We start from the raw sequence: 13801 nt of genomic DNA, 5'->3' as shown, positions 1-13801 counted from the left end.
AGAATCGTCAGATTCCGCACCACCATTTTTCTTTGTTCTAGCAGCATTTCGTCAGTCTAGTACTTATCGGTATTCGTTACCGTTACCGGCACTTTAAACGTCATGCCGAGCTTCGGTTCATAAATCGTTATCGTTGCCGTACCTTTACGCTTGCCGGTAATGTCGCCAGCTTGTGTAACGGTCACGATGTTGCTGTTATCCGACGACCATTGAAGACCAGTGACGATCGAATCTCGCAGTCGTTCAGGCAGGATGATCAGCACCTTTGAATCAGCCAAATTCATCGTATCGCCTTGAAACAGCTCTGCCCTCTGTGGCGGCACAATATTGACGATATCAATCTGTTTCGTTGCTATCAGATCGACGCCTGCTGGCGTATGTATCGTCATCACAATTGTAACTGTACCGCTATCATTGGGTCCTGTCTGCAGCTTGCCAGTAGCTGGATCAATCGTGATACTCGCCGAATGGCTGCCCGAGATCGTCCATTCCGGCAAGTAGTTGAACGATGGCGCACCTGCGCTGCCGCTCCACGTTACGTTTAGATCCGTAATCGAATTACCCGCCTTCACAACCGATGTTCCACTAATTGCAGGCTTACGATCTTGAATGACGATCGGAAGATCCTTCGTCAGAGGTCCACCAGGTAATATGACTGTAACCGATACGGTTACGTTTCCTGGCGACTTCGCCTGGAGCTCGTTCGTCAGCTGTTTGCCCGTACTATCTGCCGTTACTTTTGCAATTGATGTATTAGAGGAGCTCCAGCTTACATTCTGCACAATGCTGCTGTCCGCAATAGGCGTCTGATCAAATGCCTTCAGTAAGGCAGCGGTCAGCGATATCTTATCACCAACCCCGGCCGTTTGAGCTCCGGACAGCTTCAAATCCGGATTCTCAATCTTGATCTGCTTTGTCGCATCATACGTATTCGTCACTGTTGATCCATCTATCGCAGAGACATACGTTGTTTCGACATGTACAGTAACGGTAACTGTGCCTGCCTTGAGACCAGTCAGCTTCGTCTGCAAACCGGTACTTGTACTTAGTGTTGCATCGCTCGGGTTATAGACGCTCCATTGGATGCTTTTCTCTGTTTCACGGTTCGGTTTCACGATACCTCGCTTTAAATCGATTGTCGATCCTACGCTTACAGTATCGTCGCCAATGATATTCAAGCCCGACTCCAGAACAGTCACCTTCGCGCTAGCAGACTTGCCGGTAATCGCATCTATGACTGTAATCGTTGTTTCGCCGGTCGAGGCTGCGGTTACGAAGCCGTTGCCTGCATTCGTCGTAATAATCGAAGCAACGCTAGGCTTGGACGAGGTCCAGCTGAATCTCGGCGTTGCATCTGCAGGGGTATACGTAGGGATGACCGTCGCCGTATCGTAAACCATCGCTCCTGTGCTGTCCCTCCTATTCACCAGCGTCAGGTCGTTCACGCTGATTGACAGGTTGTCCACTTTAACGATGGAATTAATCGTGTAAGAGTCATATGGCAATGTCATCGACGTCGTTTGTCCTACATCCTTGAACGCAAGGCTTGCTCGGTTAAGCGGTAATGTGCCTGTGACGGTCGGTTTCACCGTAATGCTGAAATTAATCGGCGATGCGATGTAGTTCTTCCCGTCAGCTGCGAGCGAATACGAGATCGTGTTGAAAGTGCCGCTAATTGTATAGCCGCTGTTCACATCGCCGCTCTTCGTTAGCCCGTTAGGCAACGTGCCCACAACCTCAAGACCTGCTGGAAGCGTCTCATTGAATGTGATGCCTTGAATCTTTAAGCTCGAAGCGTTCACAGAGCCGGAATTCGCAATCGGTTTTGGCGTTGCGGAATAATTCAACGATGCTGTCGTTCCCCGCTCCATCACGATCTCGCCGCCGGAACCGACAGCCCCACCTGTAATTGTACGCTGCACAGTCAGGTTCGAAGAGATCTTCTTGATTTTCACCGGAACTGTCTTTGTCGCTTTCGCGCCTGTCTTATCGGTCACGGTGATGCTAATCGTCAAATCTCCGTCACCTGTAAACGGGTTCGGGATCACTTGATTGGCTGTTGAACCGGATACCACCGTTAAAGGGTCTAGATTCTTCGTTGTAGCTCCCGAGCCATTATTGTAGGTGTAACTCGTTTGAACGGTCAGGTTGCGATCGGCAAAATCATAATCCTCCGGCATGAAGCTTAAGTTGATCGGCTGATAGCTCGGAATAAAATTATCCTGGGCTGCCGAATAGTCCACCGGATTGTACACCGTCAATAGCGGCGCATGGTTTGAACCCATGTATGCACGATACATCGTATTGACGAACAGCTTCTGTTCCCAATCTGGGAAGCCTGTGTTCGTATGCCCGGTACCGGAGTAAGTCACATTGCCCTTCGAGTACGTATAGTAATCATTCCAGCTATCGTTCGTGTCATTGCGGCTGCCGCCAGTAATGTTATACCACGGCACAACAGTCGAATCTTCTAGATCTAGCGTGAAGTACTGGTTGTGCGTCGTTGCAACCGTTGGCGTCGCATCATCCAAATTGAATGGGAACTGAGTGAGAAGCCCGTCATTCACTTTCTGGACCGAGGTTGACGTACTTGGCGCGCCGAATCCAAGATTCGTCCATGGCTCGATCTGCCCCGTCGTTTGCTGGAACTTGTTGATCCATGTATTACGATCTGTTCCGGAGCTCGAGAAAACCGTATCATGCGTGAACATAACGCTCTGCCCCGTCTTGATAAAGTTATTGACGACATCGGCGGTTGCATCCGTAATACTTGCGTTGGCATTGTACGAATCCGCAAAACCGAAGATTAACATGTCGTACGAGCCATTCAGCCCGCTCTTGTCGCTTGCGTTAAATTCGCTAAATTTCATCGTTGTAATGGTGATATTGTACTCGCCGGTAGAGCTCAAATAACTCTGAGTCAAGTTCGTGCTTTTCTTTAGACTACTCACATCCGAGTCATTGGCCATAATTTGCAGTACGCGTACATTGGTCACTTGATCGCGATAACGGAAGACGCCGGTTTCATAACTGCTCAGCTTCGACTGCTGGTCGATAATTTCAAGCTTCCAATAGAACAACCCGGAGTAGCCCTTCGGCAGCGTATAGCTGATTTCGCCTTCCTGATTCGTAACCGATGCGCTTGCCACGATCTGATTGTTACCGAAGACTGCAGCCTTATCGAGGCCCAGATATAAATTTGCTGTCAAAGTGCCTTGTCCAAAATCACTGTAATTCGGCACATTGAAGCCGAATGTAAGCCTGTCCCCTGCGTGGTACAGTGTCGACGGATTAATTAAGTACGAAGTTGGCTGATTGCTTAGTACAAGCTTCGGCCGCTGGTGGAGCAGCTCGGTATAGGTTGAGAACCTACTGTAGAGATTGTTTAAACCAGTTGCATCCAGAAAAATGACGTTATCTCGTTTAGCTGTGTAATATGGAGCAAATGTGTCATAGAGATTGCCGTGTGAGGCAACAAATTTACTGTTGACGATCGTGCCCTGATAGAGCAAGCCGCTCTTCGATGAAGAATCGCTATAGAGCAGGACAAGCTGGCCTTTGAGGATGAACTGGTTAACGATTTCCTTTGCCTTCAGCATCGTGATATCGTTCTCCAGATTCTTGGTTGCATGAGCAGCATCTCTGTTGCTGGTTGTCGTCAGCGCTACCCTGTTCGGATTGTAGTTGCCTTTCCCGATGTAAATTGCGTCATAGCTGCCGTCCAGATCGCCGCGCAGCGCTACGAACCGCTTCATGCTAACCGTGTCGATCGACACATTCGGAAGCGAGCCAAGCTCATCTTGCAAATCGGAATCGCCGCTATCCGTTATTTCAAGCAGCTTCGTGACGTCTTTGGAGAAATAGAGCTTCGTTGCATCGCTGGATTTATTCTTCGAAGCGTAAAGTTTGGATCCATTATCCTCATCGACGAAAACATATTTATCGTTCTTGTTTATAGTAGCGATCAAATAGTCATTGCTCTTCTTGAATTTCTGCAGAGAGCCAATCGTAGTCGAGGTCGCCTGGAGAGGTGACGAAGTCGAAGAAGCCGTCACATACTTCCCCGTCAATTTGGACTTAATTGAATATGTATTATCACTATTGGAAATCAGTTCGAACTGTTCTGCTGCCGTACCGCTGCTAGTCGTGCTCGCAGTCAGCACATTGCCGGATCCAACGGTCAGAAACTTATTCGTACCTGCTTTTATGGCATAGTAAACCGTGCTGTCAGCGTATGCTTTTCCCCGAAATTCAGGTATCGCGATCAATGCACAGACCATACATACAAGAACAAGCCTGACTATGAGCTTTCTCATCTTCGCGCTCACGTTATCCCCTCCAAAACTGTATAACCTATACAAAATTAACCAGTTCAAAAGTACTAGTGGAATTTTACTTCTATTATACTTCTAAACCCATTAGAAAAATAGCGTTTTATGTTAAATTTTGATCAAGCCATTCCTTTATTGTCTAATAGAGTCGGGTACGTGTATAATGAAATCACTGCCGTAAAAAGTGGCAATTTTCTTGAATTTAGCGTCTACTTCTACCATTTCCTGCATAAGAAAATAATAGGTCTATAGTCCTATTATCAAGATTTCCCTTTTTCCAACTTTTGTCTGAGGTTTAAGAGGGGATGTGACGATCATGAGCACCGTAAAGAAGAAACGGCTAGGCGATCTGCTCATAGAGAGCAGCGTCATCTCGGAAGAGCAGCTGCAGCAAGCGCTGCGTGAGCAAAGCAAGACGAAACAGAAGCTTGGTGACTTGCTCATCACCTCCGGATATATCACAGAGCAACAGCTGTTCGAGGTTCTTGAAGTCCAACTGGGCATCCCTCACGTCAGCTTGTTTAAGTATCAGATCGACCCTTCTATTACGCAAATTATTCCAGAGAGTCTAGCTCGCCGTTACCAAGCGATTCCTTTACATAAAGAAGGCGGCAAGCTGCTTGTCGCTATGGCTGATCCTCTCGACTACTTCGCAATTGAAGAACTTCGGATGTCAACGGGATTCCGGATTGAGCCTGCCATATCCAGCAAGGACGAACTCCAGCGCGCCATTGCTAGACACTACGGTCTGCAGGATTCCATGTCGCAGATTCTAGGAGAACTCCCGTCGACGGATGAAATCCGCGAGACGGAGATCACCGACGAAGACTCCCCTGTCGTACGTCTTGTCAACCAGATGATTCAGCAGGCGGTGCAGCTTCAAGTATCCGACATTCACGTCGATCCTGGCGAGACGAATGTTGCCATTCGTTACCGGCTTGACGGCGTACTCCGGACTGAACGTACCATCCCGAAGCAGATGCAGGGCTTTATTACTGCCCGCCTCAAGATTATGGCGAAGCTCAACATTGCCGAACGGCGGCTGCCTCAGGACGGCCGTTTGAAGATGCAGGTCGATTACAAGACGGTTGATATTCGTGTCTCCTCGCTGCCGACCATTCATGGGGAGAAGATCGTTCTGCGGATACTCGATCTCAGCGTCGGGGTAAAGGCGATTGACCAACTCGGTTTCAGCCGCGCTAACTATGATATTTTCAAAGAAATTATAGGCGTTCCTTACGGCATCATTCTTATTACCGGACCTACGGGAAGCGGTAAGACGACGACGCTCTACTCCGCGCTTCAGCACTTGAACAAGGAAGACACGAACATCGTCACGATCGAGGATCCGGTCGAGTATCAGCTTGAAGGCATTAATCAGGTGCATGTGAATCCGCAGATCGGCCTTACTTTTGCAGCTGGCTTGCGCTCTATTCTGAGACAAGACCCGAACATCATCATGGTCGGCGAAATCCGGGATACCGAGACGGCGGAGATTGCAATACGCGCCTCACTTACGGGTCACTTGGTACTGTCGACGCTGCATACGAATGATGCGGCAAGCTCTATAACACGATTGCGGGACATGGGTATCGCGTCCTATTTGATCGCATCATCACTCGTTGGAGTCGTTGCCCAGCGGCTTGTCAGACGGATTTGTCCGAATTGCAAAGCGGCGTACACGCCATCGGAGCAGGAAACGATCTTCCTTAGCAATCACGGAATCAAAGCGGACAAGCTGTACAAGGGAAGCGGCTGCGGAGATTGCAATCAGACCGGATACCGGGGCAGGGTAGCCATTCATGAGGTACTTGCGGTTAACGATACGATCCGGCAGCAGATCAGTCAGGATACATCGGTTCATGATTTGCGCATGGCGGCTGAGAAGCACGGATTGATCCAGCTCATGCATGACAGCCTGGACAAGGCGGCGCAAGGCATCACCTCGCTTCAGGAAGTGCTTCGCGAGACCGTATTCCACTAAACAGGGGGCAACTTAATGACTCAACCATTGGAGCAAATTACGAACCTGCTGCGGCAGGCCCATGAAAGCAAAGCATCTGACCTGCATATCTCGGTCGGTTCCCCTCCTGTTATGCGCGTACACGGCTCGCTCCAGCGCCTCGGCCAAGAAGAGGTGACGCTTGAGCGCTCCAGAGCGATGGCTGTCGCACTGCTCAGCGAAGCACAGCTTGCGCATTTCGATCAAGCCGGTGAGGTCGACTTCTCCTATGAGCTGGAAGGATACTCGCGCTACCGGATTAATGCCTTCCGCCAGCGGGGCAAAGTGAGCATCGCGATTCGTACGATTCCAACTCGCATTCCGACGCTCGAGCAGCTGCAATTGCCGAATATCATTGAGACGCTCGCGAATAAGCATCAAGGGCTCGTCCTTGTGACAGGGCCGACGGGAAGCGGCAAGTCCTCGACACTCGCAGCGATGATCGACTTCATCAACCGGACGCAGAAGAAGCATATTGTGACACTCGAGGACCCGATTGAGTTCCTCCACACGCATGCTGCCTCCGTCGTCGACCAGCGTGAAGTCGGCAACGATACGAAGAGCTTCAGCAACGGACTGCGTGCCGCGCTGCGACAAGATCCGGATGTCATTCTGGTCGGCGAGATGCGCGACCTGGAGACCATCTCCGCTGCGGTCACTGCCGCAGAGACCGGTCACTTGGTATTCGCGACGCTGCATACGACCGATGCTCCGCAGACGATTGACCGTATCATCGATGCGTTCCCATCGCATCAGCAAGGGCAAATTCGGACGCAGCTCGCGGCCGTACTGCTCGGCGTCATCTCCCAGCGACTTCTGCCGCGTCCTGGAGGCGAAGGTCGCGCATGTGCAACGGAGATCATGATTAACACGCCTGCTGTGGCGAATCTCATTCGCACCGAGAAGGTGCACCAGATCAAGAGCATCATGCAGACCGGACGTGCGCAAGGCATGCACACGCTGGACGCTTCGATTAAGGAACTTCTCCAAACTGGACGCGTAGATCGGGCTGCCGCTGCGATTTACTTGACTGAAGGTGCCGGCTAATGGCTCGGTTCGCCTATCACGTCAAGACGAGCACAGGCAAGCAGCTTCGCGGCCAGATGGCAGCCATGGACAAATCGGCAGCCATGGAGGAGCTGCGTAAGCGCGGTCTTGTCGTGCTCTCTCTGAACGAGCATCGGACGACGATGCTCTCGATGGAGATTTACATCGGCAATCCCGTTAAGATGCAGCACTTCATCGTGTACTGCCGCCAGTTCGCAACTCTCATTCGGGCAGGCGTTACGATCGTAGACGCGACTGGCATTTTGGCTCAGCAGACCGAGAGCAAGCCGCTCAAGAAGGCATTGCAGGACATCCATTCCAGCCTCCTTCGAGGCAACGCCTTCTCGCTCTCAGCCAGCGAGCATAAACGAATCTTTCCTGCCATGTTCATCAGTATGATTCGGGCAGGTGAAGAGTCCGGCGACTTGGAAGGCACGCTCGATCGGCTGGCACAGACCTTCGAGAAGCAGCACGTCACGAGGGAGAAGATCAAGTCAGCGCTCACGTACCCCGTTGTAGTCGGATTACTTGCAGTCGCCGCCGTAGTTTATTTGCTCAAAGCTGTCGTCCCGCAGTTCGTCAATATGTTTAACTCCATGCATGCACAGCTGCCTGCCATTACGAAGATGGTTATGGCTGTTAGCGGAAGCATTGAAAACCAGTGGTATCTATGGATTGTTGTTATTGCACTTATTGGGATTGGTTATTTTGCAGCAGGACGAACTAGCAAGGGGGCTTATTACATCGATTATATGAAGCTCAAGTTACCGATATCCGGCAAGCTCAAGCAGAAGGGTGTCATCGCGCAGATGTCGCGAACGTTATCTTCGCTCTATGCCAGCTCGGTACCTATGCTTCAAGCGCTCGCCATCGTCGAGGAAGTCGTCGGCAATCGCGTAGTCGGACAAGTCATCAAGAGCGCTTCCGATTCGCTTCGTCAAGGCATGCCGCTATCTGATCCGCTTAAGAAGTCGTGGGTCATCCCGCCGCTTGTAACGCAGATGATCTCGATCGGCGAGGAAACGGGCTCACTTGATCTGATGCTCGCCAAAGTCGCTGACTTCTATGAAATGGATGTTGAACAAACCGTAGACCGACTGAAGTCATTGATCGAACCACTGCTGCTCGTCTTTCTGGCAGGGATGGTGGGAACCATTGTCGCGGCTATCATGCTGCCGATGTTCAGTTTATATAGCCAATTAGGCTGACCTCTACGTTATCGCATAATAAGAGATTGCTTACAATTTAGAAGAATTTTTAGGAGGAATGCACGATGGTTAATGTAATGAAACGTATGGGCAAAAGTGAGAAAGGATTCACACTCATCGAGTTGCTGGCGGTTATCGTTATTCTAGGGGTTATTTCTGCGATTGCTATTCCGCTGATCGGTGGAGTCATCAATAAGTCCAAAACCGATTCTGACCTCGCGACAGCGAGACAAATTTACGAAGCTACACGCTTGTATGTTACAGCTGAACTCAACAGCGATTACAAGACCAAGCTTTCTACGCAGCCGACAACAGATACAGACCTCATAATTACGATTGCTGAACTACAAGCAAAAGGTTACTTGGAAAGTCCTATCTACCTTCCGAGCAATAAAGAGGCAATCACTGGCGGCCAAGTATCTTTCGACGATGCAACTGGGAAACTGTATTACGTTTCTGTTAGTACCTCTCCTTCACTCACCGCAGGAAAATATTATTTAGGTACTGATGTAATTGCTACTAACTCTAAAGCAACTGCGGCAGCTGGTCTGCACCCATAATATCAAAAACACCTCACGAGGAACCGGATTCGTTCCGGTTCCTCTCTTTTACTCTTAACGAAAGTAGTTATACACTATGACGACTGCAATCGCGATCTATTTGCTGCTGATTGGCCTCATCTGCGGCTCGTTCTTCAACGTGGTCGGATTACGCGTGCCGAAGAAGCAGTCGCTTCTTTACCCGCCTTCCACCTGCGGCAGCTGCGGTACAAGGCTGCGCAAACGCGACCTCGTTCCCGTCTTCAGCTATCTGTTTGCCAGAGGACGCTGCAGACATTGCAAGAAGCAGGTATCGCTGCTTTATCCACTTGGCGAATCCGCTACTGGTCTGCTATTCATGCTTATGTATATCCGAATCGGCTTATCGCTTGAACTCGTTGCGGCCCTGTTGTTTGTCAGCTTGTGCATCATCGTTACGGTATCCGATCTTGTCTATATGCTCATTCCGAACAACGTCCTCCTTGCTTTCCTCCCGCTCGTGCTGATCGTTAGGCTGTTTCAGCACGGAGAGCCACTCTGGCATTACGGGCTTGGCGCCCTGCTAGGAGGCGGCATTCTGCTGCTCGTGCATATCGTTTCGCGCGGACAGATGGGGCTTGGCGATGTTAAGCTTTTCGCTCTGTTCGGGCTTATCATTGGATTCAAGTCCATTATCGTCGCGCTGCTGCTCGCATGTCTCGCCGGTACTCTTATTGGCGGCCTGCTCATGCTGATTAGGCGCGTGAGGCGCAAGCAAGCTATACCTTTTGGACCTTTTCTCGCGCTAGGCTCACTGATCGCTTATTGCTATGGTGATGCCATCATTGATTGGTATTTAAACGTATTGACCTAATAATGGGAAGTGATTTGATCATGTTTCTAACTGGCTCCAAAATGATTGGCTTGACTATCGATGAGACAGGGATTCGTTATGCCAGCCTGCGCAAGAAGAAAGCCTGGACGATTGACCGTTCCGGATTTCTTGCTTTCCCGAGCGGCATTATGGTGGATGATCAGCTAACTAATGCGGACGGTATTCGCGGCGCGTTTAAAAAGTGGGTGAACAAGGAGAAGCTCGCCGGCGCAAACGTTACGCTAGCTGTCCCAACTTCACAAATCATCGTACGCAAAATGCGCATCCCTTCAACGAACACCAAGGAGCTGCGGCATCTCATCGAGCTGGAGGTCGAGACAACGCTCCACTTGCCTTTTGAGGAGCCGGTCTATGATTATTTGATCATGAGCAAGGACGAGGAAAGCACACATGTGCTTATATTCGCCGCACCTCTCAAATGGATTCGCTCTATAGTCGATTTGCTGCAGGAAGCCCGTCTTCGTGTCAAAATGATCTCCTTCCCCGCAGCTGCTCTCGCAAGATCGATATTCACGCAGCAAGCGGAAAAAACAAGCGAAACGATGGTCGTTCATCTCGGCGAGAGCACGCTTGAAATCTTTATGTTCCATGAAGGCAGTCCGATCTTCATGCGTACGATCTCGCTGCAGGAGCTTGGCGGCCATGAGCCTGGCAAGCTCAGTGAGCACCAGGTTGGCGAACTGACAGCGGAAATTTCCCGGATTCTCAACTTCTATCAGTTCGGTCTCCATGAAGGCGCATCGCAGATTACAAAAGCGATCGTCGCCGGCGCTCCCGCAGCCAAAGCGAGCCTCATCGCTGCGCTGAGCGAGGCCCAACCGGACATCGATATGAGCGATACGGCTTTCCGTGCATTTGAACCGAATCTCTTCGCTGGTCGACAAGGGGCTTACCTGCTCCCTGCCGGTCTGGCTTTACCGCAGGATTCGAGCTTCAAGATTAATCTGATGCCTCGCCGTGCGACGAGCGAGTCGAAGCGTTTTCCATCAATAATCGTCGCTGCACTTTCGGTTTGGCTGCTTCTGGCCGCGCTGTCTGGCTACTCCTACTTTAGCAATCGCGCCGAGGATGCGAATCATACCGACACCGTTCAGAGGTTGAATGATCAAATTGCCCTGCTTTCCAACCAGCTTGCTTCAAGCGCTCAGAGCGGCCAATCGAACCCGCTGGCTGAGATTGAAGCCATTAAGAACAAGCAACGGGACGTAGTCGCCATTGCACGTGAGCTGGACCAGAAGCTTCCGGCTGGAGCGGATATCCGAACGATTAGCATTACAGGGCAGGGCCAGGTCGCAATCAGTGCCGGCTTCATAAAGCTTGGCGATATATCGCGCTACTTGTTTGACCTGCATCGCATGACTTTCGCCCAAGATGCCATTCTGCAAACGATGTCCCGCAGCGAGATTATCGCTACATCTACTGGCAACGGCGGGGTCTCCGTCACGAAGCCATACTCGGCTACATTCACGGTAAAATTGAAGCCGCTGGGCTCGGAGACAGAGAAGGAGGAGGAGACAGATGGAACAGCTAAATAAGAACCGCTCTCTCGCCGTGCTTCTCATCGCCGTTCTCTTTCTCATCTTGTTTGCAGCTTATTCGTTCGTAATCAAGCCTTCTTCCGGCAGCAACTCCGACCAACAAGCAGAGATAGATCGGCTGACAGGCCAGACGGAACTGCTTAGCAAAAAGCTGGCGGAGAAGAAGGAATCAAACAAATCTTATTCCGAAGCTGGTGTGCAGAACGCACTTCCGCTCTGGGATAACACGGAGCAGCTTCTGTTAGATTTACAGTCCATTGAGCAACAAACTAGTGCTACTACGATAACTGCGACCTTTAGTCCCGATTCGGATGGGAAGCAAGCTGATGGTGAGACAGATAGCGCCTCCTTGGGGAACATTGGGCTGGATACAAGCTCTGATAATGCCACCGCTGGAAATAGCAGTTCTGCTGAGCTTGGCTCTTATGTGAAGAAGCTTGGTGTTTCCGTTGTCATTAAAGGAAGCTACACGAACGTGCTTCACTATGTAGAGAAGCTCCAGACGATGCCGCGATTGATAACCGTGGATTCCTTCGATATCGCAAAATCAAGCAGTGCAGACAAGCCGCTCTCGGCGAGTATTACATTCACCGCCTACTTTGATCCATCCTATAAGTCGCTTGTGAAGCAGATGGTTCTGCCTTACACGGAATAAACAAGAGAAAACCGCGTAACCACATGGCTGGTTACGCGGTTTTCTCTTGTTACATGCATACCTGCTTCTCCTACCTGCCATAATAAGCAAGGTTCGGCATTAAACTAACGTGGAGGCAAGAAAATCATGTCTAAACCAGATAATCGCGCTGATAATGCAGCGCATCTGCAGGAACATATCGAGAACACAGAGTCGAATTTACAGGAAACCGAAGCTTATCTTGATGAACATGCAAGCGAGCTAGGCGCTAGCGAACAGCAAAATCTCCAGGCGAAGAATGAACGCCGCAGACAAAGCCTTGCGGGTTTTGAAGAAGAGCTCGAAGACGAGTCCTGATCGAACCGATAGGAGCGCATAATTAACAGCCAGGTCGCCATTTCAGGCGGCCTGCTCTCATTTCTCCAGTTAAAGGAGTCATCCACATGATAAGTACTTCAGAAGATGATAAATCATCCTCCATGCGGCTCTTCGTCGCTGTCCCTCTTCCTGACGAGATCAAACAAGAGCTAAAGAAATGGATCAACAATCTACAACAGCTGCCTCAATTCACTTTTCGCAAATGGGTTCATCCCGAGGATTTGCACATTACACTCCAATTTCTCGGTGACACGCCAAGAGAACGAATACCGCATATCATCGAGCAATTAAGGGCATCTGTCACCGCAATAACACCCTTTCAAATTTGCATAAAATCACTCGGTACCTTCGGACGTCCAAGCTTTCCATCGGTTCTGTGGGGCTCTATAGATGGCGAGATAGAGCAGCTTCGCGGCTTACAGCAGCAGGTCATCTCTCAACTAAGCCCGCTTGGCTTCCCGCCTGAGGAGCGACCCTACTCGCCTCATCTCACTCTTGCACGTAAATACAACCGTGAAGAGCCATTCGACTCTTCAGCGCTATCGCTGCATAAAGCTCCGTATCCGACTGAACATCAGCCGCTTCAGTGGCAATCCAGCTCTATGGTGCTGTACGCCACACACATGCACCGTCAGCCCATGTACGAGGCTATATCGGTCATCTCATTTAAGTAAAAAGAGCGCAGACCTTAAGTGGACTGCGCTCTTTGTATTTAGAAACAAAAAAAGCCTTGCATCAGCAAGGATTACCATGATTAGCATTTATATGGAGCGGAAGACGGGAATCGAACCCGCGACCCTCGCCTTGGCAAGGCGATGCTCTACCGCTGAGCCACTTCCGCATATAAATGGTGCCGGCGATAGGAGTCGAACCCACGACCTACTGATTACAAGTCAGTTGCTCTACCAACTGAGCTACACCGGCACGCTATTCAGGTACTTAACACCCTGAAAACTGGATACGAACCTTTGCGAAGTTCTTTGCTTGGATGAACTTGTTTAGGATAAGCCCTCGACCGATTAGTATTCGTCAGCTCCACACATTGCTGCGCTTCCACCTCGAACCTATCAACCTGATCGTCTTTCAGGGGTCTTACTAATTGGGAAATCTCATCTTGAGGGGGGCTTCACGCTTAGATGCTTTCAGCGCTTATCCCGTCCGCACTTGGCTACCCAGCTATGCTCCTGGCGGAACAACTGGTACACCAGCGGTGCGTCCATCCCGGTCCTCTCGTACTAAGGACAGCTCCT

The 13801-nt window shown here is 50.4% G+C and carries 10 protein-coding genes, 2 tRNA genes and 1 rRNA gene; 9 read left to right on the top strand and 4 right to left on the bottom strand.

Annotated elements, in window-relative coordinates; genetic code table 11:
* Nucleotides 1-56: 56 nt before the first annotated feature.
* Nucleotides 57-4328: a DUF5057 domain-containing protein gene (locus tag A8990_RS27090; protein ID WP_116192157.1), complete on the bottom strand. Its 4272-nt coding sequence runs from the start codon at nucleotides 4326-4328 to the stop codon at nucleotides 57-59.
* A gap of 319 nt (nucleotides 4329-4647) precedes the next feature.
* Between A8990_RS27090 and A8990_RS27085 the strand changes: the two genes are divergently transcribed.
* From A8990_RS27085 to thpR, 9 genes are all read left to right on the top strand, one after another.
* Nucleotides 4648-6315 (top strand): GspE/PulE family protein, encoded by a 1668-nt coding sequence (locus tag A8990_RS27085; RefSeq protein ID WP_116192156.1) that lies wholly within the window; start codon nucleotides 4648-4650, stop codon nucleotides 6313-6315.
* Between the two features lie 15 nt (nucleotides 6316-6330).
* Nucleotides 6331-7380 carry a type IV pilus twitching motility protein PilT gene (locus A8990_RS27080; protein ID WP_116192155.1) on the top strand — a complete coding sequence of 350 codons (1050 nt, stop codon included), beginning with the start codon at nucleotides 6331-6333 and terminating at the stop codon, nucleotides 7378-7380.
* Nucleotides 7380-8588 carry a type II secretion system F family protein gene (locus tag A8990_RS27075; RefSeq protein ID WP_116192154.1) on the top strand — a complete coding sequence of 403 codons (1209 nt, stop codon included), beginning with the start codon at nucleotides 7380-7382 and terminating at the stop codon, nucleotides 8586-8588. Before A8990_RS27080 ends, A8990_RS27075 begins: the two co-directional genes overlap by 1 nt.
* 65 nt (nucleotides 8589-8653) lie before the next feature.
* Nucleotides 8654-9148, top strand: coding sequence for a type II secretion system protein (locus tag A8990_RS27070; RefSeq protein ID WP_116192153.1), 495 nt, complete (start codon nucleotides 8654-8656; stop codon nucleotides 9146-9148).
* A gap of 76 nt (nucleotides 9149-9224) precedes the next feature.
* On the top strand, nucleotides 9225-9980 hold the full coding sequence (locus tag A8990_RS27065) for a prepilin peptidase (RefSeq protein ID WP_116192152.1): 756 nt from the start codon (nucleotides 9225-9227) through the stop codon (nucleotides 9978-9980).
* Between the two features lie 20 nt (nucleotides 9981-10000).
* Nucleotides 10001-11536, top strand: coding sequence for a type IV pilus biogenesis protein PilM (pilM, locus tag A8990_RS27060; RefSeq protein ID WP_181909802.1), 1536 nt, complete (start codon nucleotides 10001-10003; stop codon nucleotides 11534-11536).
* Entirely contained in the window at nucleotides 11520-12194 is a 675-nt protein-coding gene (pilO, locus tag A8990_RS27055) for a type 4a pilus biogenesis protein PilO (protein ID WP_116192150.1), read from the top strand. Before pilM ends, pilO begins: the two co-directional genes overlap by 17 nt.
* Nucleotides 12195-12320: 126 nt before the next feature.
* On the top strand, nucleotides 12321-12530 hold the full coding sequence (tlp, locus tag A8990_RS27050) for a small acid-soluble spore protein Tlp (RefSeq protein WP_116192149.1): 210 nt from the start codon (nucleotides 12321-12323) through the stop codon (nucleotides 12528-12530).
* A gap of 86 nt (nucleotides 12531-12616) precedes the next feature.
* Nucleotides 12617-13225, top strand: a complete 609-nt coding sequence (gene thpR, locus A8990_RS27045) for an RNA 2',3'-cyclic phosphodiesterase (RefSeq protein WP_116192148.1) — start codon at nucleotides 12617-12619, stop codon at nucleotides 13223-13225.
* Between the two features lie 92 nt (nucleotides 13226-13317).
* On the opposite strand, the gene A8990_RS27040 is transcribed toward thpR, so the two are convergent.
* The 3 genes from A8990_RS27040 to A8990_RS27030 all read right to left on the bottom strand — a co-directional run.
* Nucleotides 13318-13392: transfer RNA gene (locus A8990_RS27040), tRNA-Gly, on the bottom strand.
* A gap of 7 nt (nucleotides 13393-13399) precedes the next feature.
* A tRNA-Thr gene (locus tag A8990_RS27035) sits at nucleotides 13400-13475 on the bottom strand.
* Nucleotides 13476-13550: 75 nt separating this feature from the next.
* Nucleotides 13551-13801: ribosomal RNA gene (locus tag A8990_RS27030) — 23S ribosomal RNA — on the bottom strand; the annotation flags it as partial.

Origin of the sequence: Paenibacillus taihuensis (assembly GCF_003386535.1) — a bacterium.
Classification (GTDB): domain Bacteria; phylum Bacillota; class Bacilli; order Paenibacillales; family Paenibacillaceae; genus Paenibacillus_Z; species Paenibacillus_Z taihuensis.
Note: the sequence above shows the minus strand (reverse complement) of the source record. Positions and strands in the feature narration are given on the sequence as shown.

What these genes read in the sequence shown, in the direction of transcription:
- A8990_RS27085 (WP_116192156.1), top strand. Translation starts at nt 4,648, where the DNA reads ATGAGCACCGTAAAGAAGAAACGGCTAGGCGATCTGCTCATAGAGAGC.
- A8990_RS27080 (WP_116192155.1), top strand. Translation starts at nt 6,331, where the DNA reads ATGACTCAACCATTGGAGCAAATTACGAACCTGCTGCGGCAGGCCCAT.
- A8990_RS27075 (WP_116192154.1), top strand. Translation starts at nt 7,380, where the DNA reads ATGGCTCGGTTCGCCTATCACGTCAAGACGAGCACAGGCAAGCAGCTT.
- A8990_RS27070 (WP_116192153.1), top strand. Translation starts at nt 8,654, where the DNA reads ATGGTTAATGTAATGAAACGTATGGGCAAAAGTGAGAAAGGATTCACA.
- A8990_RS27065 (WP_116192152.1), top strand. Translation starts at nt 9,225, where the DNA reads ATGACGACTGCAATCGCGATCTATTTGCTGCTGATTGGCCTCATCTGC.
- pilM (WP_181909802.1), top strand. Translation starts at nt 10,001, where the DNA reads ATGTTTCTAACTGGCTCCAAAATGATTGGCTTGACTATCGATGAGACA.
- pilO (WP_116192150.1), top strand. Translation starts at nt 11,520, where the DNA reads ATGGAACAGCTAAATAAGAACCGCTCTCTCGCCGTGCTTCTCATCGCC.
- tlp (WP_116192149.1), top strand. Translation starts at nt 12,321, where the DNA reads ATGTCTAAACCAGATAATCGCGCTGATAATGCAGCGCATCTGCAGGAA.
- thpR (WP_116192148.1), top strand. Translation starts at nt 12,617, where the DNA reads ATGATAAGTACTTCAGAAGATGATAAATCATCCTCCATGCGGCTCTTC.